This is a genomic window from Haladaptatus salinisoli, from assembly GCF_020614375.1.
In the GTDB taxonomy this organism is placed as follows: domain Archaea; phylum Halobacteriota; class Halobacteria; order Halobacteriales; family Haladaptataceae; genus Haladaptatus; species Haladaptatus salinisoli.
In genome coordinates, this window is record NZ_CP085330.1 from 449,507 (window position 1) to 470,715 (window position 21,209).

The following is a 21,209-nucleotide window of genomic DNA, read 5'->3' on the forward strand; positions in this document are numbered from 1 at the left end:
GACAACCGACCTTTCAAACGAACCGACGGAAATTCTAGTGCCTCTGGAATAGTCTCGTACTAATGGAAACGTCCACTGATAGTGTATGTCCTCAGAAGAGAACGAACGCCCGCTGATCGGACAATACGACAAGCCGGCGGTCGGCGTAGTCGCAACTCCAACCAACGCTGATGCCATCGCACGCGTTATTCTTCGGGCGAAGCGGCACGGTTATCCGACGCTGGTCGTGGAGGCGGGCGACAAAAACGCCGAGTCGGTCACAGTAGCCACGCAACTCGGATGCCACGTCTTACACTTAGAGTCGCCGCAGATTAGCTTCGAGTCGCTCCGCTCCAACCTCGCTCACGCGGCGAAGGAGTTCGGATTTCCGGGCGTAGTCTTCCACAAAAACCCGAAGGATCGACTAGATTACGACAGAAGCATCAAACGCTTTCTCCGGACGAACGACTACGTCGTTGAGGGGAAAGCAACATCCATTTCGAACGATGTCTCTATCGTCGTCGGAATTCCGGCTTACGACGAGGAGGATTCGATCGGCGAAATCGTCGATCAGGCGAGTGAGTACGCAGACGCCGTCCTGGTCGTGGACGATGGGAGCGCCGACGAGACGGCAAACCGCGCTCGGGCGGCCGGTGCAGTTGTAACAACACACAAACAAAACAGGGGATACGGGGCGGCGCTACAGACGCTCTTCTGCAAAGCCGACCTCTGGAACGTAGATCACTTAGTCGTCCTCGACGGTGACGGACAACATAATCCGGCGGACGTAGAGCGGCTCGTAACCGCCCAGCGCCGAACCGGAGCGGAACTCGTCATCGGTAGCCGGTTCACCGGCAGCGCTAGAAGCGATATCCCGAGATACCGCCAAATAGGGCTCCGCATCGTAAACTTTCTTACGAATTTGAGCCTCGGCGTCGTCAGGTCCGATTCGAGAATTAGCGACACGCAAAGCGGATTCCGAGCGTACGACGCCCACGCGATCGAAAAGTTAGCCGAGGACGGGACTCTCGGGAGTTCGATGGATGCGAGCACCGACATCCTCTATCACGCCCACAATCACGGTTATAAAATAGAGGAAGTGAGTATCGAAGTCGCTTACGATGTAAAAAGCGGGAGCAGTCTCAACCCAGTTCAGCACGGTATCGTGCTAATAAGAAACATCATCAAGACGATCGAGCGTGATCGACCGTTTACAATTCTCGGCGCTCCGGGGTTCGTCGGAGTACTCGTGGGATTCGGCTTCGGGTACTGGGCGTTTTCGGACTATATTCGAACGGAAACGTTTTCGCTCGGGTTAGCAGTCACCTCGACGCTATTCTTGCTTACGGGCATCTTCGCTTGCTTCACCGCGATCATCCTCCATTCGCTCGAAACACACACAAACGGGGGTAAAGGATGACATCGGTGCCCAACGCGCTCACGTTCGACCTCGAACACTGGTATTCCGCGACGCTCGTTCGGGACGCCGTCGACGATCCGCGAGATCGCGTTCACGAGTCGGTTGCCATCGTCCGCCACCTCCTCGACAAACACGAGGTGACCGCGACGTTCTTCGTCGTCGGCCAACTCGCACGTGAATATCCCGACTTAATCGAGCAGCTCGCGGACGACGGCCACGAAATCGGTTCGCACGGTCACACCCATACGCCCCTCCATGATCTCACCGCCGTCTCGTTTCGACGAGAACTTGCCGCCAGTGCCGACGCTATCGAATCGGCGACGGGACGACGCCCGGAGGGGTTCAGAGCGCCGAATTTCTCGGTCGGGCCGGAGACCGAGTGGGCGTTCGATGCACTCCTCGCCGAGGGGTATCGGTACGACTCCAGCGTCTTCCCGGCGTGGACGCCGATGTACGGAGTCCCTAGAGCGGCCGTCTACCCCTACAGCGTAGACGTGACCGATCCGTTCACCGCGAAAGTCGACGGTGAACTGTGGGAGTTCCCGGCCGCGGTGTTTCATCCGCGGATTCGGATGCCTATCGCCGGAGGATTCTACGCACGCTTGCTCCCCGTGAGAGTCATCCAATGGGGCATTCGCTTACTGAACCGCCGTGAGATACCTGCGACGTTGTATTTCCACCCGTGGGAATTTAATCCGGCTGTGAAGGTCGCCGATCTGCCGTCTCACAATCGATTCATCACGTTTCACGGAATCGATCGAACGAGGGAGAAGCTCGACCAACTGTTAAATTCGTTCGAGTTCGGCTCGATAGAGGACGTGTTCGGCCCGATGGATGACGAAACCCAAAAAAATAACTCTTCGTCGATAGTCGACTAGCTTCGATGAGGGTGGGGTTAGTTAGAGACCACGAGGAGTGGAACAAGTTCGTCGAAGGGAACGGGGGGTCCGTCTTCACGCTCTGGGAGTGGGGCAGCGCCTGCGAACTGTACGATCACCAGCGGTTGTACATCGGAGTGAAGAAGGAGGGGGAACTCGTCGGTGGATTGCCACTCGTGTACATGCGGAGTAGATTATTCGGTGACAAGCTGGTCTCGATGCCGTTCTCCGAACGGGGATCAGCCGTTCTAGCCGATAGCGAACCGGAGACGGTAAAGCGACTCTTGCTCGAGAAGACGAAAGAAATCGCGGACGAATTTAACGTCGATTTCGTCAGCCTACGAGGGTTTGATCTCGGTGATTCGACATTTAGTAAAGAAAATAGATTCGTCACGTTCGAGATACCTCTCGAAGGGGGTTCAGAAGCGGTCTGGGAGCGACTCGATTCCAGCCGTCGTGGGCACGTCAGAAGCGCTCAAGACAACGCTTTAGAATTCGAGGAGGGGAAAACTCTCGCGGACTTGAAGGATTACTACGACCTCTACGTCGATAACATGCGAAGCCACGGGAGTCCACCGCATTCGTTCAAGTTCTATCGAAAGCTCTGGGAGGGATTGGGGAGCAGTCGAATGAAGCTCTATCTTGCCAAGAAAAATGGAGAGTTAGTCAACGGGATCATATTCTATCCTTTCGACGACCGAGTATTTCACTGGGGGAGCGTCTCCAACTACGAACGACGCGATTTAGACGGAGGGAGTTTACTGCTCTGGAAGGCACTCGAATGGAGTGCGGAGAACGGATATGCGACGTACGATTTGGGCCGAACGAGGGAGGGATCCGGGGTGTACATGTTCAAAAAGAGTTTCGGTGGGAGAAAAGTCTGGCTCGACGACTTTCACTATTATCCGAACGAGCGAGTAGAACTTCCGCACCCCGAAAACGAGAAGTACGATACGGTAAAGAATATCTGGCGACGTTTACCGCTACCCGTCGTACGACTACTCGGACCCAGAGTACGGAAGGATATTAGCCTCTAATCCCGCGCGGTGGTTTCGATCGAAGCGTTAAACGAGCGCGGGTACGGCGTTAGTTTGAATTTCGAGAGGCCAAATTTTCGCCAGAATCACCTCTTTCGTGCCGCGGTTAACGGAACATTGTCAAACTATTGTCTGTTCCCGTTACGGCTCATCCACTCAATACTTATGCACAACATCGTTGAGCGAACCTACTATGGATGTAGCGTTTCAGGGGACGATAGACTACGGTGGACACGGCCGAGTCACTATCGAACTGACACGCGAGTTAGCGCAACTTTGTGACCGAGTAACGATCTACCCTACGGTAGTGTCGATCGACGATCCCACTAGCCACAAGTGGTGGAAAGACGTTCCCTCAAACGTCACGGTCGCCTCGAAAAAGGGGTTGCTCGACGGCTATCTTCGCGACGTGACCGCGTTTCCCGAACACGATGTCGTTCACATCAACTACGGAGTTCTCGGTTGGCCCGCTGTAATATCGAAGTACACCGGCGATACGCCGTTCGTGTTTACTGCGCACGGGATTGGAGAACCGCGCGAGATGGTTAGCGGTATAAAGACACAACTGAAGTGGTGGACCAGCCTGAAACTGTTCCTCCCAATCGTCGCTCGATTCGGAGAGTTCGCCACCGTATCGGACTACAATCGGCGAAGATTACGAGAGGAGCACGGTTTAAATGCGACCGTAATCCCCCACGGAATCCGTCCTGAACGATTTGCGTCGATCAGTCCGGGCAATGTACGAGAAGAACACGGAATCGAACCCGACGCTGACGTTCTTCTTTTCGTCGGTCGATTCCACAAGTACAAAGACATCGATACACTGCTAGAGGGATACAAAATAGTATCGGACGAGTACCGGGGGAACGTGGAATTAGTACTGTTAGGAGGGGGAAAGAACGGGGATGAAATACAATCCAAGATTCAAAGGGTAGGACTTTCGGACAGCGTCACGAGGATAACGGATGCTGACGACGACGTTCTGGCCAAATTCTACGGTGATGCGACCCTGTTAGCGTTTCCTTCGTACGGTGAACGGTTCGGACTGGTATTCCTCGAAGCGATGGCGGCGCAACTTCCCATCGTCTATGTGACATCAGGTTCGGCTCCTGAAGTCGTGGACGGTGCCGGCATGGCAACCAAACCGAAGGATCCGAAATCGTTCTCCGAAGGGATTCTTACGCTCTTGGAAGACGAAGAACGGCTAGCGGAGTTAGAGCAGCAGTGTGAGTCTAGGGTCGCGGAGTTCACGTGGGAACGGGCTGCGAGAGAGTACGTCGGACTGTATCGAAAGGCGATACGCGGAAATCGATAGAGCAGAGGAGCCGATTAACATAGTAGAGCTCTAATTCGTATGAGTCACGGTATCACGAGCTCGTTCTCGATTGAATCCACCGGTGGAGTAGTCGAGAAAGTCCGGATAAAACCCTCGCTCTCCATTAATGCGATGGCGTTGCTCATCTCGGATACGTACCGACGAACTAGAGTACTACGTTTAGTTACGTGGAGAACGAAAAACGGTTGGCGGAGATATTTCTCGTATACTATCGATCACCGTCGAGATGGCTCCTGTGAACGACTATTCGGATCGGAGCACCCGATGATGCGATCAAAAAAACGCCTTATAGATTCGTTTGGTCGTAACTGGTCTGGAAATCTTACTAATTTCTTTTACCTTCTCGTCGCGTAGCTAGAACGATGTATGGCCAGTCCCCTTTCGTCTCCGGATTAACCATAAAAAGAATAGCCTTCACAGGGTTGCGGTCACTGTCGTCGAGAATAAACAGACGTTCGTTTCTTATCTCGGCTATCGTTACCTTTCTCGGAATCAGAGCTATCGACGAGGGTCTCAGAGACCGAAGCGTAGTTTCATTCACTCGATACGGCTACGGTGGCGATCCGATCGCTTATCCGGGATCGGATATAAATTTCGTGTCGCCGAGAGGCAGTTTCGAAAAAGGAGCGGAAGGAAAATTTCAGGGGTACGGTGTGTACGGCTACGGCGGAGTATTGAGCGGTACGTGAATTTCCGAATTCACTTCGTTGCGATTAGTTTGTCGCTCCTCGTAGTGAATAGCGATCTCGTGTAATACTAGTTTGAGACGGTTATAGCGGGGTGAAGAGGAGGTCTCGATACGCCGACCAGTAGAAGAGCGACACCCCCGCAAACAACGACGGGTCACTCGCCGATCGAAACCGACTACTACTGCAAAATCGACGGTCCTGACCTTCCCCGCGTTGGAAACGGCGGATTTCGGATAGTAGACGGACGTAGTTGTCACGAAACGCCCGTTACTGTTACTATCGATTGAGAGCGTTCGACGGCGGTCTTCCCCTTTTCTCGCTAATCCAAGCGACACCGATAGAATCGAGTCAATAACAAAGTCGGGGCTGACCGACTGGGGTACACTATAAGTAATGTCCGATGACACAAGTCGCCTTCACAAATTCAATGACACAGGTAGAATCGGTATTCCTCCTGATCTCGCAGCCGTAGCGTTGCTAACTGCGGTTGCCATGCTGATGAGCGTCACTCCGTTAGTCCGGTATTCACTGCTGCGCATCATCCTAGGCATCTGTCTCGCGCTTTTCTTCTTCGGATACGCAATCACTGCTGCGCTGTTTCCTCGGCGATCAAACGATGAAATTGGAGGTATCGACGGTGCCGAACGGGTCGCATTGTCGGTCTTACTGTCGGTTGCAACCGTACCGTTAGTAATCCTCGCGCTAACTTTTACCCACTGGGGCGTTTCATTTAGCTCGGCTGCAACCGCGGTCGGCGGACTGACGGAGATAACGACGGCTGTCGCTGTGGTTCGCCGAGCGTCCGTTCAGCCAGACGAGCGGTTCGCGATTCCGATTCGAAAACGGGCACGATCGGTCTATAAATCGACTGTGAAGCCGACGAGACTTGAGGCCAGCGCCAACGTCGTTCTGGCATTGGCGCTGATGTTTGCACTCATCGGCACAGGCTATTCCATGGTAGCGGAGGACTCGAACGACGCATTCAGCGAACTGTACCTGCTTTCGAAGACAGCCGACGGCGACCTCTCAGCCGAGAACTATCCGACAACGTTCGCCAAAGGGGAGACGCGTTCTATCGTCGTTGGAGTCGGTAATCACGAGAACCGGCCCATGGAGTACACCGTAGTCACGGTGCTCCAGCGGGTCGAACGGGACGGAGAGACGATGGAGATCGTCGAGTCAAAAGAACTTGCACGTTACGACGTTCGGTTAAAACCCGACGAAACCGACCGGCGCTCGGTCACCCTCGAACCAACGATGGTCGGAGATCACCTCCGCGTCGCGTTCTATCTCCACAAGCGAACCCCCCGCTCGGATCAGAAAAATCCGTACCGCCAAGTGCATCTCTGGATAACCGTCAGACCTAACGGCGATACAGCATCGGTAGCCGCTGACAAGCGCCCGAGTCACGAGTACGGATGTAAATGCTCCCGCCGGACACCAGTCACCCTCGACGCCAATGCTAGGAGCGGTAGCCGACTCGCCACCGGCGCGAGTTTGGGCTTGAACGACCAGGAGAATCGTGTTATCCAAGCGGTACAAGAGAAGTGACCAGTCGAATGGCCGTCATCCAGCATCGCGCAAGGAAGTTGATCCGTCTTGAAACAACGCTCGGAGCCACATCAGCGGAGAACTAAATGACAACACTTCCTTCACTATCGATCGATAGGCGGGTTCACCTCGTCCTCGCGGGTGGCATTACAACCGTGCTCGTTCTTCTCTACATCGCGTACACTGCGCTCGGCCCGCGTGTCGCGTTACAAGGAAGCTACGCTCTCGCCGGCCTGCTGCTTGCACTGATGGTCTATTACTCGTTCGATCCGCCCACTAGGCGTTCCGCCGTATCCGACCAGTACGTATCAGTCTATCCGCGTTTCGTCTTGGCTGTTGTCGCTATCAGCATCGGCGCGGTTGGTTTCACTGACAACCGACTGGCAATCGTCCCCGGTCTCGTCGTCGGATACGCGCTAGTCGCGCTCCAACTTCGGGGGGACTCCTCCGCGACCGCCGTACTAGCTCAAATCGTGGTTCTTTTCGCATTGTCCCCAACGGTGAAGTATCTGACATCCGGATTCTACTTCGGGAACTGGGACACGTTCTTTCACGTCCGCCACGTGGAGCAATTTCTCAAAGCGGGGACGCCCGCTGCTATCGACGGCATTTACTCCCTCTTCCCCGGGCTCCACGCGCTCGTTGGGGCTGTGAGCCTTTTCGCTGGCATACCCGCCTACGATGCTTTACTCGTTACCGGCATCGTCTCGTACGCAGCACTGATCGTACTGGTGTTCGCGTTTGCCAAAGCGGTGACCTTCGAGACACGATTGGCACTTCTCGTCGCTCTCTCGACGACCTTCGCGTACCACCTCTCGTTGTACTCCGCGTACTTCTTCCCACAATCGCTCGCAGTCATTTTCCTACTAATTCTGACCCACATTTCATTCCGTTATTACTCTGGAGGAAATAACCGCGCATGGTTAGTGGTCGCTGGGTTCGTACTCGCTACTGCGACGTTCACCCACCACTTGACGTTCATATTGTTCCTCCCGGTGTTCTTGGTACTAGCGGCGAGTAACTACGCTTCCGAGGCGTTAGCACACCTGTATCGAGAACGTTCTCCAGTCGAGCCACACTACTGGCCGCTCGGAGTCAGTCTACTGATGGCGTTCGCGTACTGGTACTTCGAATCTCCGTCGTTCTTCGTCGAGTTATCAGAGGCGTTCGGCTACATGATCGCCGCCGGTTTAGGAGGTTCGTTCACCACAGGGACGGCGTATGGCTTGGGAGCTACGGTACCCTCCAGTTTCGAAGTCGGCTTCAAGTGGTTAGTGGGTGTCCCCGGCGCGTATTTCACCGCCCTGCTAGCGCTGTTCCTTCTCGGGATCGTCTCCTTGTTGGAGTCACCATCGTGGCCAGAGAACGGAGGCGGCGTCCCGATTCATCCGACAATCCTGGCCGCTGGCGTCGTGGGAGCCGTATTCGTGTTGCGGTCGCCATTATCGGCACTGAAATCGCCCGACCGTATCGGAGTAGTGTGGGTGTTCTTCTTCGCTTTCGTGGTCGCAGTCGGTCTCCGTCGATTAGTAGCGGTCGCACGGACAAACAACAGATATTTTGCCGTACCACTGGTCGTATTCGTTCTGGTACTCGGAACCTTGGCACCCCTCGCGATGCCAAATGACTTTTACGGGGTCCAGTCGACCACCTCGCAGACGGACTTCTCGGAACGAGAGTACGAGTCCCTCCGAGCGACTACTGCATTCGTAGCGCAGTCCGACGACGTCAGCAGTTTCGTGGTTACAAACATGGCGTTGTATCGATTCGGGCGCTCAGATACGCAAAGCGCTCAACTCGTGGAGACAGGAATCGTCGCGCCAAAGGGACTGTTCGTCTACCGAACGAGCTGGTCGGAATACCAAGTGCAGACCTACGCTGAGCGAATGCACCACGATCAGCTGTACGTCTCCCGAGCGTGGATCGAGAAGACTGCCAATCGGCAGAGTAAGGTATACGATTCCGGCGCGACGGGCGTTCTCTGGCTGCCAAACGAAACCACGCTCCGCTCCGGCGGTGAGGGCTAAGATGCGCTTAGCTTGGGTGACGCCGAGTCCACCTTACCCGCCCAACGAGGGCGCGCGAGTCGTTGCTTTCAACCGTATCTCTCGACTCTACGACCGGGGTCATGAAATACACGTCCTCGCGCCCGTCGACAAGCGGATGGCCGAACGTGAGCGACGGATGGAAGCCTACTGCACTACAGCCACCTACTTCCCTCGCGACGGGGCCCTCGCCGAACAACTTAGACGCCCTTGGACGCCTCATCTAACCGCGCGTACGCGAAGCGAGGCGCTCCAAACACGTTTGGATGAACTCGTGAAAGAGGGTATCGACGCGATATTCGTCGAGTACACCCCAATGGCGGAGTACGCCGACGACCGCAGCGTGCCGACCTGTATAGGTGTTCACAATGTCGAGTATCGCCTATTGGCTGGGATGGCGCGTTCTCTCATTCCGTCCCCAGTGGCGGCCGCGTACGCCATCGAGGCCGCGCGTCTGTTCCGCTACGAGCGCGCCGCCTACCGCGAAAGGTGGGCGGATGCCTACGTCTTCCTCTCTTCGGACGAACGACGCGAAGTCACCGACCGGTACCCCAACGTCGCCGAATGCGCTTTCGAATCACCGGTAGGTGTGGACATCGGACGCTTTCGCTCCGTCGAGCGTCCGGAATTCTATCCAACAGATCAGCCGGTTATCGTCTACACTGGATCGATGTCGTACAAGCCGAACATCGACGCAGTCCGATGGTTCGTACACGACATCTTCCCACGTGTTCGCGAGCGACATCCGGAGGCCACGTTCTTTGTCGTGGGCAAGGATCCCGACCCGACCGTGTGCGAACTGAGTGACCGTCCAGGGGTGACCGTGACGGGTCGCGTCGAGCACATCGAACCCTACATTGCCGGTGCCGACGTCGCCGTCGTCCCGCTCCGTCAGGGTGGTGGTATGAAAATAAAACTTCTGGAGGCGCTGGCGGCAGCACAACCAGTTGTGACGACTAGCGTCGGTATAAGGGGAACTGCCTTCGAGGGGGGAGAACACGTCTTCTTGGCAGATATCCCGGCGGTGTTCGCGGAACGCGTCGCCGACGTTCTCAACGACGCTAATCGAGGTGACGTCCGCATAACGGGTCACCGCTTTGCGTGCGATACCTACAGTTGGAAGGCCGTCATCGACCAGTTGGAGACCGTTCTCCGAACGGTGGTGAATCAGCGATGAACTCCACCGATCTCTCCAAATTGCTATCTGGGACGACTGTCGTGTTGGTCGCGAACGTAGTGGGATCATCGGCGAAATTGTTCGAGCGGATCATCCTCGGACGAGTGCTATCACCGACGACCTACGGAGACGTGAGCGTTGGACTCGCGTTACTGTCCTTCTGTACCGTCATCGCTCTCGCCGGTTTTACCGAGAGCATCCCCCGTTTCATCCCTCGCTTCGAACGTCGCACCCAGCAACGTGGCGTCTGGTTCGCTGGTATCGTCGTCACGGGTGCGATAACTGGTAGTGCGTTGGTTGCCATATATATGCTCGAACCGTTTCTCGTCGGACGGTTGTTCGAAAGCGAGTCCGCAGGATCGATGCTGTGGTTGTTCTCCCTCTCGATTCCGTTCATCGTCGCCGCTCGAATTACGGCCGCCGCGATTCGCGGCCACGGTAACACCGTGTACTATGAAATCGTCGAGGACTTGGCGTATCCGGCCATTCGTATCCTGGTGCTCGTAGCCCTATTACTTGCTGGTTTCGGGGTTTTGGCTGCAGGATACGCCTATCTTCTCGCGGCCGCCTTCGCATCGGTACTGGCTCATCTCTTTCTCAATCGGATTGCGCCTCTATTGGGTGCTATCGAAGTACAAACCAGGGAACTGCTCGTCTTCTCGTTACCCTTAGTGGTTGCAACCACGAGCATCTTCTTACTCCACATCGTTGATACGATGATGCTCGGTTACTTCCGCCCCTCGACCGACGTGGGGATTTATAACGCAGCCTACCCGTTGGCGATGAGTATCGCCACCGTTCTCCAGTCGTTCGGTATTCTTTTTCTACCGATGGTTTCCGAACTCGACGCCGCTCGCGAGCACGAGCGTATTCGTAGTCTGTACCGGATCACCACGAAATGGATGTACGTCGCCACTTTTCCGGTATTCCTCTTGTTCGTCGCTTTCCCGGAAGATGTCCTCGCGGCAATCTTCGGTTCGGAGTATGCCGTTGGCGGGACGGTGCTCATCGTGCTCTCGGTCGGTTTTTTCGTCCGCGTTATCGCGGGTCTCAACAACGAGACGCTAATGGCACTCGGACATACCAGACACATCATGTACGCTAACATCACCGCTTTCATCGGTAATATCGCACTCAACGTAGTGCTGATACCAACCTACGGTATTCTCGGCGCGGCAGTTGCTTCGGCGCTGTCTTTCATCTACATTAATATTTTCCTCTGTGCAGTACTTTGGGTCGGCTTCGACGTTACGCCGGTCTCGAAGCCGCTGATCCGAGCGGGTATAGCCACGCTTCTTTTGGTCCCAGTAGCGATTTTGTTCTCAGAGTCTGTTACGCTCTCCTTCGGTGGGCTCGTCGGAACCTCCGTGTTAGCAATCGTGGTAACCGTTCTCGCCGTAGTCACGAGCGGTGGGCTCGAAGCCGCCGATGAAATCTTTCTCAATTACGTGGAGGACGCCGCGGGCATCACGGTTCCGTACGTTCGTCGGTTTCTTTAATTATCCCGCAACGACGCGCTCCACGAGACTCTCACGTCTCGGCCGGGATTCGTATTAAGAGACAGTTCGAAACCATCTGCGCCGATTTTACCCACGTACAACGTCGTCCCTTCGCCGAGAGGCGTTTGAGGCGTGATAAAGATGTCCTGAGCACGTGGACTGTCTACGAGGCCATGATTGACGGTCTTCGATGAGCTTCCGGCGGATATCGTTACCGTCCCTCCGTTGGAGGTACGAATGGAGGTATTCCGGAAATCCTCTGCTGTGTTAGCTTCGATAATGGTTTGGTAGGCACCGGTCACGTTTGTCCCCTTCACGGCCGCATCGCCGACGTATCCTCCTGTCGTACTCGCGAACCAATTGTTCGTGATACAACTACGAGAAATCTTGGCTGGTGAGCTAAAGTTGTAGTGGATACAACTTGCTCCGTCGCCTGCCAGCAGACGATTGTTGTGAATCTGCTCTGTGAATCCGGTTTTGAATTCGACACAGGCGACGTTACAGACGTCAGTCTTGTTGCCTATCAATCGCACGCGTCCATCGAACCGGAAGCCGTAGTCGATCCTGTCGACAGTCCCGGTGTAAACGTGGTTCTCGGTGACCTGCTGTTCGCCCTTGTTGAGGTAAATACCGGTCTCAAAGCCGACGACCATATTGTTGTGACACTCAATATCGGGTACGTTGTTGGTGTAGACGCCCTTCGATCCCGTGCCGCTCCCGGTATCGGAAATGAACGTATTAGCGCGAATCTTCGTCTCTGCATCCCACTGGTCTTTCCTTAGAGTGTGCAGTCCGATGCCGCGAGCGAATACGTGACAGTTATCGACAACCGTGTATCCGTTACACCGGATGCCGACCCCACCGTCGGCCCGATTCTCTACACGGAGGCCGGTCAAACGCCCCCACCGCTCGATAGAGACGAGTTCACCGTCGACGTCACCGTAGAAGCCAGCACCGTGCGGGGTGCGGTTTATCCAATCGTAAACTCCATTGCCCCGCACCGTTAGCCCCCGAGGAATTACCAACGGTTCGCTCAGTTCGACCGGCTCGGCGACCCACACTTCGCCGACGTCCGCATCAGCCGCGGCGTCAAGTGTAGCCTGTGGGTCGCCCTCGTCGGTTAGGACTGGAACGCCGTTTAAGGTGTTCGTCTGGACTGAGTTAAATGTCGGATCGCGCCCGGTCGACGAAAGCCGAAACCACCGGTTGCCGTCCGCGATAAATGCAGATTCGGTATCCGTCGCAAGGAATTTTGCACCCGATTTAGGCTTGTACTCGTTGAGGTTCGCCTCTTTATCTCGTATTTCGACGTCGCGGTCGAGGCGTTCGAAGTTGTTGTTCAACGGGACATTCCAGTCGGGCGCTCCCTTCTCTGGGGTTTCGTAGCTGTGATTATCGGTCATTTCACGTTGTTGTCGTTTTTTTGTACTCCCTTTGCCTCTATCCGAGAAATGCGCCAGAAACGTCCTGCGCAAAGTCGGTAGGGAACACGATAAACATTTGCATCCCATCCGAGTCGGAATCCGTAGAAAGTGAAGGATAGAGTCCTTATTAGTATCAACAGTTTAGCTGGTGAACTCTTCGGTGGTGATGACTCCCTCTCACCTGGCGCTCCCTCGTCCTTCCTTTTGACGACGATACTCGTAATGCCACCCGGATATAGTATTGATTTTTAGGAGAGTAGTCCCATGTCCAACTAAGAAGTGATAGAATGGAGACAACCATCCGGGTGCTGTACGTTGATCCCGATGCCGATACGGGAGTAACTCCGAGTAAACTCGACGTTTTATCGGAGCTATCCGTTGACACTGCGGACGACGGAAACGATGTCTTCGACGCAGTAGCGGCCGACAGTGTCGACTGCATCGTCAGCGGACACGAACTTCCAACAGGAAACGGAGTCGCCCTGTTGGAGCGAGTTCGTGACCGACACCCGGATGTCCCGTTCGTGCTCTGTACAACGTCCGGCGACGAACGAGTCGCCGGCGAAGCCATCGCAGCGGGCGTGTCGGAGTACGTACCCGCCGAAACGGAGAGCGAGCGCGCCGTCGCGGTCGCCGACGCGGTCGAACGCGCGGTCGCCGACGCTCGCCGGCCGCGCGAGCGGTTCGACCGCTACAGGTCCATCGTGCAGGCGATGGGCGACGGCGTGTACACGCTGGACACCGACGGCCGCGTGACCGCCGTCAACGACACCTTGACGGAGATGTCGGGGTACGACCGGGACGAAATCGTCGGCGAGCACATCTCCGTTCTTCTGAACGACGCTGACGTGACGCGCGGCGACCGATTCATCAGAAAACTCCTTCGAGGGGAGGAGGACGTGGGAAAGCTTCAGGTGACGCTCCGAACCGCTGACGGGCAGACGGTGCCGTGCGAGGCGCGCATCGGCTTGCTCACGCACGACGAGGAGTTTCGCGGAACCGTCGGCGTCCTCCGGAGCATCGCAGAACACGAGCGCATCAAGGCAGCGCTCCGGGAGGAAAAACAGAAGATCGAGGAACTCCACGAGGTCGCCTCCGAGATGGAAGCGCGCCAGACCGCGGAGGGGATATGCGATATCACCGTCGACGCCGCGGAGAGCATCCTCGAGTTCGATATCTGCGGCGTCGACCTCGTCGAAGACGGCTACTTCGTCCCGAAGGCCATCTCGACGGGAATGACCGACGACGGGTACAGCAGGCTTCGCGTCGACGAGGGCGTCGCCGGGCGGACGTACCAGAACCACGAAACGTACATCGTCGACGACGTGCGCGAAGAGTCGGACGCCGTCCCGGCGCAGGCCGAGTATCGGTCGCTCCTGAGCGTCCCCGTCGGCGAGGAAGGGATATTCCAGGCCGGGTCTCGGGAGGTCGGAGCGTTCGACCGGGACGTGGCGGAGTTGGCCGAGCTGCTCGTCTCGCACGCCAGCGAAGCGCTCCGACGCATCAATTCGCAGACCGCGCTCCGCGAGAGCGAGGAGAAGTACCGGACGCTGGTCGAGCAGAGCCACGACGCCATCTACATCTACCGGGACGACCGATTCGTGTTCGTCAACCAGCGCGTCTGCGACCTCAGCGGCTACTCCCGCGAGGAGCTCGCGGAGATGGAGATTTGGGAGCTGTTACACCCCGACGACCGAGAGCGAGTCGAGCGCCTCGCGGAGGAGCGCGCACACGGCAACGCCTCACCGCACTACGAAGCGCGCGTCGTGACGAACGACGGCGACGTTCGTCACGTGGAGTTCAACGTGCGTCTCATCAGCTACGAGGGTGTGAACGCGCAGCTCGGTTCCGCCCGCGACGTGACGGAGCGGAAACAGCGAAAACAGGAACTCAAGCGCCAGAACGAGCGCCTCGAGGAGTTCGCCAGCGTCGTCTCCCACGACCTTCGTAACCCGCTCAACGTCGCGCAGGGTCACCTCGAACTCGCCAGAGAACGCGGCGACGAACGGCACTTCGACAAGTCGAGGAACGCCCTCGACCGGATGGGGAGCCTCATCGACGATCTGCTGACACTTGCTCGGCGAGGGCAGGTCGTCAGCGGGATGGAGACCGTCGAACTGACTTCGGTCGTCCGGCAGGCGTGGTCGAGCGTCGAGACGCGGGAGAGTGCCCTTGTAGTGGATTCGCTGGGGACGGTGAAAGCCGACCGAGGGCGACTCCAGGAGCTGTTCGAGAACCTGTTTCGCAACGCCGTCGAACACACGGGAACCGCGACGACGATCCGCGTCGGGAGGCTCGACGACGACCGCGAACCGGACGCGCCCGAAGGCTCGACGGACGACATCGTCAGCGGCTTCTACGTCGAAGACGACGGTCCCGGCATCCCCCCGGAGGAGCGCGAAAAGGTGTTCGAGTACGGGCACACGACCGCCGACGACGGGTCGGGACTCGGCCTCTCCATCGTGGACGGAATCGCGGAAGCGCACGGCTGGTCGGTCTCGATTTGCGACGGGCGCGACGGCGGGGCGCGCTTCCAGATTCGCCGGAGGTGACTACGTTCGGCGGAAGCCCTCGACGCTCGGCGGTTCGAGCGGACTCGACGGTAGTCCGGAGGTGGGGTCGGGGTCGTTGTAGCCGCGGGGGGCCACGTCGTTCGGCGCGTCCGGATAGAACAGCGACGCCAGCAGTTGAATCTGCGCTCGACCGACGCCGAGTTCGAACTGGCCGCCGCCGTACAGCCGAACGCCGTGACGCTCGCAGCGTTCGAGCGCCGCGAACAGCGATTCGACGCTCCCGAACCGCGAGGGCTTGACGTTCAACCACCGTGGTTCGAACGGAAGCGCCTCGATGCTCTCGACGCCCGTTATCGGCGCGTCCCACGAGATGCGGTCGGCGGCCGGGTCGAGAATCGACGCGGTCTCGTCGGTGTACGCCGGGTCCTCGATGACCGCGTTCGGCAAACCGTCTCGAACGCGCCGGTAGAGGTCGGGGTCGGGCGACTGGTTGACCTCGGAGTCGCCGTAGTGGGCTTTCATGTCCACGACGCGAACGCGACCCGTCTCCGCGAGTTCCGAGACGAGGTCGGGAGACCACTCGGGCGTCGCGTCGAGTTTGAACGCCAGTTCCGGGTCGATGTCGAGCCACCGCCGGACGCGCTCCGCGCTCGGCGGGTCGCCCAGTCGCGTGCTCACCACGAACCGCACCGGGGAAGGGGAGCGGTCCAGAGCGGTCGGAAGGTCGGTGTCGGCCTGTCGGAGCGCCAAGTCCAACGCCGCGCTCTCGAAGCCCCACCGCCGGTAGTGACGGAAATCGTCGCGGGACGGCCCCTCCGGAAAGAGGTCGCGGTCGGTCAACTCCGTCGAGAACTCGTCGAACGCGTACTCGCCCGAGAGGTCGAACTCGGCTCCCGCCAGCGCGCGCTGGTCCTCTTCGTCGTAGGTCACGTCCTCGCCGCGCCCGGTTTCGCCGGCGCCGCGGAGGACGATTTCGGTCGTGACGCGCGTGAACTCGCTGGATGTTTCGCGCTCTTGCGTCTCGAACTCGCAGGAATCGATGTCGAGCGGGAGGTCGGCGACCGCGTCGTAGAGCGTCATGGTCGAAGGTCGGTCGGTAGAAAGTTAACTGTCGGGTGGAAATCCCCGAGGTCGCTCTCGGTCAGGGGACTCGAAGGACACGGAGACGGCGTCGGTGCGAGCGAAGTCCACCTTCGGAGGCGACGTGCGAAGGCGACGGTGAGCGAGAACGGGACGACGAACGCAACGGCGCGTCGTCCGGAGCACCGTCGTATCAAGCCCGGGTTTGAGCGTGACGCATCGCCCACGTCGAAAGTGGGAAGCTAGCCGCGATCAACCCGTACACGCCGCCGAGTATCGGTTCGACGTCGAACGAAGGGGCAAGTAGGAATCCCGCGATGAATCCGATCGGGTCCAGAACGAGCGCGAGTATCAGTATCTGTTGCCCGAAGGGCTTCGACTGGAGCCAACGGAGTCCGGAGCGAAACACGGTTCGATACAGTGGGAACCAATCTGACAAATTATACGTCTTTCGGTTATCGCCGAATGTCGCGCTAGGGGTTCGAGTCCCTACTACCCGCTCGTTTCACGGGAGCCGTACCCGAGTAGTACGGTTTCGACGGGGACAACCGAGTCGCGTTTCGGCCACCGTGACCGTCACCCCCGAACGAGCGAGGCGCTGCCGGGGAACGTGAGCGGGACTACGCTCCCGAAGTTGCGAACGGCGAGTTTCGTTCCCCGTCGAAGAGGACGTTATCGACCGAGAGTTCGCCGGCACCGCTCGCCACGAGCGAGAGCGCCGCCAGCGCGAGGACGACGGTGAGTTCCGAGTCCGAGTACCCCTTCGGCAGATGCACCAGTGCCGTGGCGACGACCATCTCGACGGCGAGCACGAGCGCCGTAATTCGCGTGAACAGGCCGAGCAAGAGGAGTAGGCCGCCGCCGACCTCGACGACCGCGACGACCCACGCCAGCGGCGACGCGAACGGAAGTCCGAGCCCGGCGAGAAACCCCGCGAACTTCGACACCGGCATCGCGGCCGGGCCGACGGCGAACAGTTTTCCGACGCCGTGGACGAGCACGACGAGACCGACCGCGACTCGAATCAGGAGCGGACCCCACGTCCGAGAGTCGTTCATGTTCCGCCATTGCCGCGTCGTCGTGAAATAATTGTACGTAAGCTAAATTACGATTTGAAAGGGCGGCGGTTCGAACGAGCGACCGGGTCGGGGGAAGGCTCGGAGGAAGCGCGCTATAATAACAGCCCCGGATGAGTGTGAGTACGCTTACCGCGGTGATGGTCGAAACGCCGCCGACTACATCATGGTCGAAGTAGAGTACGATCCGAATCCGCTGCGTTTCCGAGCCAAGCGTGGTTCGCGGCGTACGAGGAGACTATCAACGACGACGCGAAGTACGAGTCGGCGAGCGACGGATGGGGCGACGGCTTCGACGGCGACTTTGTCTTCGAGATGACGGAGATGCCCGTCGACGAGATGGACGTCGACGCGATGCCCGAGTACCTCCGGGCGGAACTCGAGCGGTACGTCGCGGAGACCGACGACCGCGGCTACGTCGGTCGGGCGTACTGCGGACTCGGGTATCAGCGGTACACCGGCGCACGACTCGTCGAAGATCCCGACGAGGTCGACACAGGCTTCGTGCTCTCCGCCACGACGGAGAAGTGGAAGTCGCTCCTGCGACGGGAGCAGGGAATCATCGACGGTCTGATGGCCGGCGATTTCGAACTCGAAGGGAACATGCAGAAGATACTGCAGTACTCCGACGCCGCCGTTCGTCTGACCGACCTCGCGGGGTCGGTCGACGCCGAGTTCGCCGACGAGAAGTACAGAGGCGGCTGACCGATCCGCCGTGAAAGTCCGCGCAGGTCGGTGCGTTCGTTTCATCCGTCCGTCGGTGGAGCGTCGGTTCCTCGAACCGCGTCTTCTCACGCTCCGTCGCCGAGTACGGTCTCTATCTCCCCGAGCGAGTCGATGACGTAGTCCGGTCGAACCGTCGCTTCCGCGAGGTCGTCCGGCGTCGTCACTCCCGAGCGGACGAGCACCGTCGTCGCTCCGATTCCGTCGCCGAGAGCGATGTCGGTGTCGAGGCGATCGCCGACGACGAGAATCTCGTCCGCCGGAACGCCGAGGCGGTCGAGCGCCGCCGCTCCCGCTTCGCGGGAGGGTTTTCCGAGCACGCGATCGGGCTCTCGACCCGCGACGCCCGCTATCGCGTTGAGGATGGCCCCCGACCCCGGGACGAGACGCTTCGCTGCGGGAATCGTCACGTCCGGATCGGTTCCGACGAACGCGGCACCGCCTTCGAGCGCCCAGAACGCCTGCGCGAGCGTTTCGTAATCGAACTCGCGGTCGATGGAGGCGACCACTGCGTCGACGGCGTCGGGGTCGTTCCGGAGCGCGAACCCGCGTTCGCGCAGGAGGTCGCGGAGATACGTCTCGCCGACGACGAACAGGTCGCTTCCGGCGTGTTCGGCTTCGAGGAACTCGGCCGTGACGAGCGCCGAAGTGAGCACCTGTTCGGCGTCGATACGAACGCCGTGGGCGGCGAACCGTTCGACGTAGTCCTCGGGGGGATTCGTCGGATTGTTGGAACAGAGGAGGAGGTCTATCCCTTCCTCGCGCAGTTTTCGGATACCCGTGTCCATGCCGGGCAAGCCGTCGTCCCCGCGAACGAGCGTCCCGTCCACGTCCAAAATCGCGCCGCGATACGGAGCCATTACGCGGAACGATACGCTCCAGCCAGTTCAATCGTCCGACCGGCCGACCGAGCGCCGTCGCGGCGGCCGCGACCAGTGCGGGCGACGGAAATCGGTGCATCTCGGCGGGGTTGGTACCGTTTCGGTATATGAATCTACGCGAAGGAGAAACGGTACGCGAATCGACGGAGGGCACGCGGAAAAACCGACTGCGGACGGCAGAGTAAAGTTACACGAATTAGAGTCGATACACGAGAATGGCTCAGCGACCCCCATGGTTCTCGACCTATCTCGGCTCGTTCGTCACGCGACAACGACGGCGCGCGCTTCTCTACCTCCTCTCTTTCGCCGCGGTGCTGAGCCTGTACACGGTCGCGTACTCGTGGGGGATGGCGACGTTCGAGGACAAAGAGCGGAGCCTGCTGTACTCCTTTTCCATCGTCATCGAGACCTTCTCCACGACCGGGTACGGCGTGGACGCGGAGAGTTGGACGACGCCGCAGATGCGACTGGTCATGGTCGCGATGCAGGTGACGGGCGTCTTCCTCATCTTCATGGCGCTGCCGCTGTTCGTCGCACCCTGGGTTCAGCAGGCGCTCCGGGTCAGCCCGCCGACCACCGTCGACGAGCTGGAAGACCACGTCGTCATCTGCGGCTACTCGCCGCGCGCGGAGACGCTCATCGACGAACTCGAATCGTGGAACCGCGACTACGTCGTCGTCGTCCGAGACCGCGACGAGGCGCTCGACCTCTACGAGCGGAACGTCTCGCTGGCCCACGGCGACCCGGAGTCGGCGGAGGTGCTCAGGAACGTCCACGTCGAGCGGGCCGACACGGTCGTCGCGGACGCGACCGACGAGCAGAACGCCAGCATCGCGCTGGCGGTTCGGGAGGTGACTGACGACGTGCAGATAATCAGCCTCGTGGAGGACGCCGACCTGACCAGCTACCTCCGATACGCGGGAGCGGATCAGGTGTTCTCGCCGCGCCACCTCCTCGGCCACGGTCTCGCGGAGAAGGTGACCGCGTCGGTGACGACCGACCTCGGCGAGACGGTCGTCGTCGGCGAAGATTTCGAAATCGTCGAGCTATCGATACAGGACGGCAGCGAGGTGTGCGGGAAGCGACTCGCGGAGAGCGAAATTCGCGAGCGAACCGGCGCGAGCATCATCGGTCTGTGGCGGCGAGGCGAGTTCCAGAGTTCGCCGTCCCCGGACACGACGCTGGACGAGAACACCATCCTCGTCGTGGCGGGGCGGGAGGCCCAACTCGAACGGTTGAAGGAGATGACGCTCTCGGACGAGCGCGGCGACGCCCGCGGGACGGTCATCGTCGCGGGACACGGGGAGGTCGGCTCGACGGTACGGGAGGCGATGCGGTCGACGACGATGCGAACCGTCGTCGTCGACGTCGAAGAGAAGCCGAACGTCGACGTCGTCGGCGACGTGACCGACGAGAGGACGCTTCGGGACGCCGGAATCGAGCACGCGAACGCGCTCATCTTCGCGCTCGCGGACGACACGACGACCATCTTCGCCACGCTCGTCGCCCGGGAACTCGACCCGAGCGTCGAGATAGTCGCCCGAGCGAACGAGACGGAGAACATCGGAAAGCTCTACAGCGCGGGCGCGGACTACGTGCTCGCGCTCGAAACCGTCAGCGGACGGATGCTCGCGTCCACCATCCTCGAAGGCGAGGAGATAATCTCGCCCGACAAGCAGATAGAGGTCGTCAGAACGACCGCCCCGCGACTCGCGGGACAGAGCCTCGGGGACGCCGACGTCCGCTCTCGGACCGGCTGTACCGTCATCGCCGTCGACCGGAACGGCGACATCATCACCGACCTCGGGGCGGAGTTCGTGATTCGAGACGACGACCAACTCGTCATCGCGGGAACCGACGAGGACACGAACGAGTTCGCCGAAATCGCACAGTAAGCGGGG

The 21,209-nt window shown here is 59.0% G+C and carries 16 protein-coding genes; 11 read left to right on the forward strand and 5 right to left on the reverse strand.

Annotation, left to right across the window (positions count from 1 at the left end; translation table 11 throughout):
* Nucleotides 1-85: 85 nt before the first annotated feature.
* From LIX00_RS22785 to LIX00_RS22820, 8 genes are all read left to right on the forward strand, one after another.
* Nucleotides 86-1,399 (forward strand): glycosyltransferase family 2 protein, encoded by a 1,314-nt coding sequence (locus tag LIX00_RS22785; protein ID WP_227356810.1) that lies wholly within the window; start codon nt 86-88, stop codon nt 1,397-1,399.
* Complete coding sequence (locus tag LIX00_RS22790; protein ID WP_227356811.1) at nt 1,396-2,277, forward strand: polysaccharide deacetylase family protein; 882 nt, start codon at nt 1,396-1,398, stop codon at nt 2,275-2,277. Before LIX00_RS22785 ends, LIX00_RS22790 begins: the two co-directional genes overlap by 4 nt.
* 5 nt (nt 2,278-2,282) lie before the next feature.
* Nucleotides 2,283-3,314, forward strand: a complete 1,032-nt coding sequence (locus tag LIX00_RS22795) for a lipid II:glycine glycyltransferase FemX (protein ID WP_227356812.1) — start codon at nt 2,283-2,285, stop codon at nt 3,312-3,314.
* Nucleotides 3,315-3,507: 193 nt separating this feature from the next.
* Nucleotides 3,508-4,629, forward strand: coding sequence for a glycosyltransferase family 4 protein (locus tag LIX00_RS22800; RefSeq protein ID WP_227356813.1), 1,122 nt, complete (start codon nt 3,508-3,510; stop codon nt 4,627-4,629).
* Nucleotides 4,630-5,831: 1,202 nt separating this feature from the next.
* A complete protein-coding gene (locus LIX00_RS22805) occupies nt 5,832-6,890 on the forward strand; it encodes a DUF1616 domain-containing protein (RefSeq protein WP_497007355.1) in 1,059 nt (352 codons plus the stop codon).
* Between the two features lie 86 nt (nt 6,891-6,976).
* Entirely contained in the window at nt 6,977-8,917 is a 1,941-nt protein-coding gene (locus LIX00_RS22810; RefSeq protein WP_227356815.1) for a putative glycosyltransferase family protein, read from the forward strand.
* 1 nt (nt 8,918) lies between these two features.
* The gene (locus LIX00_RS22815) at nt 8,919-10,112 is read left to right on the forward strand and encodes a glycosyltransferase family 4 protein (protein WP_227357157.1); all 1,194 of its coding nucleotides are present in this window, start codon (nt 8,919-8,921) and stop codon (nt 10,110-10,112) included.
* Nucleotides 10,109-11,611, forward strand: a complete 1,503-nt coding sequence (locus LIX00_RS22820; protein WP_227356816.1) for a flippase — start codon at nt 10,109-10,111, stop codon at nt 11,609-11,611. Before LIX00_RS22815 ends, LIX00_RS22820 begins: the two co-directional genes overlap by 4 nt.
* On the opposite strand, the gene LIX00_RS22825 is transcribed toward LIX00_RS22820, so the two are convergent.
* On the reverse strand, nt 11,608-13,014 hold the full coding sequence (locus tag LIX00_RS22825; RefSeq protein WP_227356817.1) for a right-handed parallel beta-helix repeat-containing protein: 1,407 nt from the start codon (nt 13,012-13,014) through the stop codon (nt 11,608-11,610). The genes LIX00_RS22820 and LIX00_RS22825 overlap by 4 nt on opposite strands.
* 308 nt (nt 13,015-13,322) lie before the next feature.
* Here LIX00_RS22825 and LIX00_RS22830 point away from each other — a divergent pair, with 308 nt between their 5' ends.
* The gene (locus LIX00_RS22830; protein ID WP_227356818.1) at nt 13,323-15,587 is read left to right on the forward strand and encodes a PAS domain S-box protein; all 2,265 of its coding nucleotides are present in this window, start codon (nt 13,323-13,325) and stop codon (nt 15,585-15,587) included.
* Here the strand turns inward: LIX00_RS22830 and LIX00_RS22835 are convergent, their stop codons facing one another.
* From LIX00_RS22835 to LIX00_RS22845, 3 genes are all read right to left on the reverse strand, one after another.
* Nucleotides 15,588-16,628, reverse strand: coding sequence for an enolase-like domain-containing protein (locus LIX00_RS22835; RefSeq protein WP_227356819.1), 1,041 nt, complete (start codon nt 16,626-16,628; stop codon nt 15,588-15,590).
* A gap of 193 nt (nt 16,629-16,821) precedes the next feature.
* Nucleotides 16,822-17,037, reverse strand: coding sequence for a DUF8141 family membrane protein (locus LIX00_RS26555; protein ID WP_227356820.1), 216 nt, complete (start codon nt 17,035-17,037; stop codon nt 16,822-16,824).
* Nucleotides 17,038-17,248: 211 nt separating this feature from the next.
* Complete coding sequence (locus tag LIX00_RS22845) at nt 17,249-17,686, reverse strand: DoxX family protein (RefSeq protein WP_227356821.1); 438 nt, start codon at nt 17,684-17,686, stop codon at nt 17,249-17,251.
* A gap of 342 nt (nt 17,687-18,028) precedes the next feature.
* Here LIX00_RS22845 and LIX00_RS22850 point away from each other — a divergent pair, with 342 nt between their 5' ends.
* Nucleotides 18,029-18,409: an SCP2 sterol-binding domain-containing protein gene (locus LIX00_RS22850; protein ID WP_227356822.1), complete on the forward strand. Its 381-nt coding sequence runs from the start codon at nt 18,029-18,031 to the stop codon at nt 18,407-18,409.
* An 86-nt stretch (nt 18,410-18,495) separates the two neighbouring features.
* On the opposite strand, the gene LIX00_RS22855 is transcribed toward LIX00_RS22850, so the two are convergent.
* Nucleotides 18,496-19,287, reverse strand: coding sequence for an HAD-IIA family hydrolase (locus LIX00_RS22855; protein WP_227356823.1), 792 nt, complete (start codon nt 19,285-19,287; stop codon nt 18,496-18,498).
* A 236-nt stretch (nt 19,288-19,523) separates the two neighbouring features.
* Between LIX00_RS22855 and LIX00_RS22860 the strand changes: the two genes are divergently transcribed.
* Nucleotides 19,524-21,203 (forward strand): potassium channel family protein, encoded by a 1,680-nt coding sequence (locus LIX00_RS22860; RefSeq protein WP_227356824.1) that lies wholly within the window; start codon nt 19,524-19,526, stop codon nt 21,201-21,203.
* The last annotated feature ends 6 nt before the right edge of the window (nt 21,204-21,209 follow it).

Excerpts from the sequence above, each read along its gene's own strand:
- LIX00_RS22785 (WP_227356810.1), top strand. The coding sequence starts at position 86 with ATGTCCTCAGAAGAGAACGAACGCCCGCTGATCGGACAATACGACAAG.
- LIX00_RS22790 (WP_227356811.1), top strand. The coding sequence starts at position 1,396 with ATGACATCGGTGCCCAACGCGCTCACGTTCGACCTCGAACACTGGTAT.
- LIX00_RS22795 (WP_227356812.1), top strand. The coding sequence starts at position 2,283 with ATGAGGGTGGGGTTAGTTAGAGACCACGAGGAGTGGAACAAGTTCGTC.
- LIX00_RS22800 (WP_227356813.1), top strand. The coding sequence starts at position 3,508 with ATGGATGTAGCGTTTCAGGGGACGATAGACTACGGTGGACACGGCCGA.
- LIX00_RS22805 (WP_497007355.1), top strand. The coding sequence starts at position 5,832 with ATGCTGATGAGCGTCACTCCGTTAGTCCGGTATTCACTGCTGCGCATC.
- LIX00_RS22810 (WP_227356815.1), top strand. The coding sequence starts at position 6,977 with ATGACAACACTTCCTTCACTATCGATCGATAGGCGGGTTCACCTCGTC.
- LIX00_RS22815 (WP_227357157.1), top strand. The coding sequence starts at position 8,919 with ATGCGCTTAGCTTGGGTGACGCCGAGTCCACCTTACCCGCCCAACGAG.
- LIX00_RS22820 (WP_227356816.1), top strand. The coding sequence starts at position 10,109 with ATGAACTCCACCGATCTCTCCAAATTGCTATCTGGGACGACTGTCGTG.
- LIX00_RS22825 (WP_227356817.1), bottom strand. The coding sequence starts at position 13,014 with ATGACCGATAATCACAGCTACGAAACCCCAGAGAAGGGAGCGCCCGAC.
- LIX00_RS22830 (WP_227356818.1), top strand. The coding sequence starts at position 13,323 with ATGGAGACAACCATCCGGGTGCTGTACGTTGATCCCGATGCCGATACG.
- LIX00_RS22835 (WP_227356819.1), bottom strand. The coding sequence starts at position 16,628 with ATGACGCTCTACGACGCGGTCGCCGACCTCCCGCTCGACATCGATTCC.
- LIX00_RS22845 (WP_227356821.1), bottom strand. The coding sequence starts at position 17,686 with ATGAACGACTCTCGGACGTGGGGTCCGCTCCTGATTCGAGTCGCGGTC.
- LIX00_RS22850 (WP_227356822.1), top strand. The coding sequence starts at position 18,029 with ATGCCCGTCGACGAGATGGACGTCGACGCGATGCCCGAGTACCTCCGG.
- LIX00_RS22855 (WP_227356823.1), bottom strand. The coding sequence starts at position 19,287 with ATGGCTCCGTATCGCGGCGCGATTTTGGACGTGGACGGGACGCTCGTT.
- LIX00_RS22860 (WP_227356824.1), top strand. The coding sequence starts at position 19,524 with ATGGCTCAGCGACCCCCATGGTTCTCGACCTATCTCGGCTCGTTCGTC.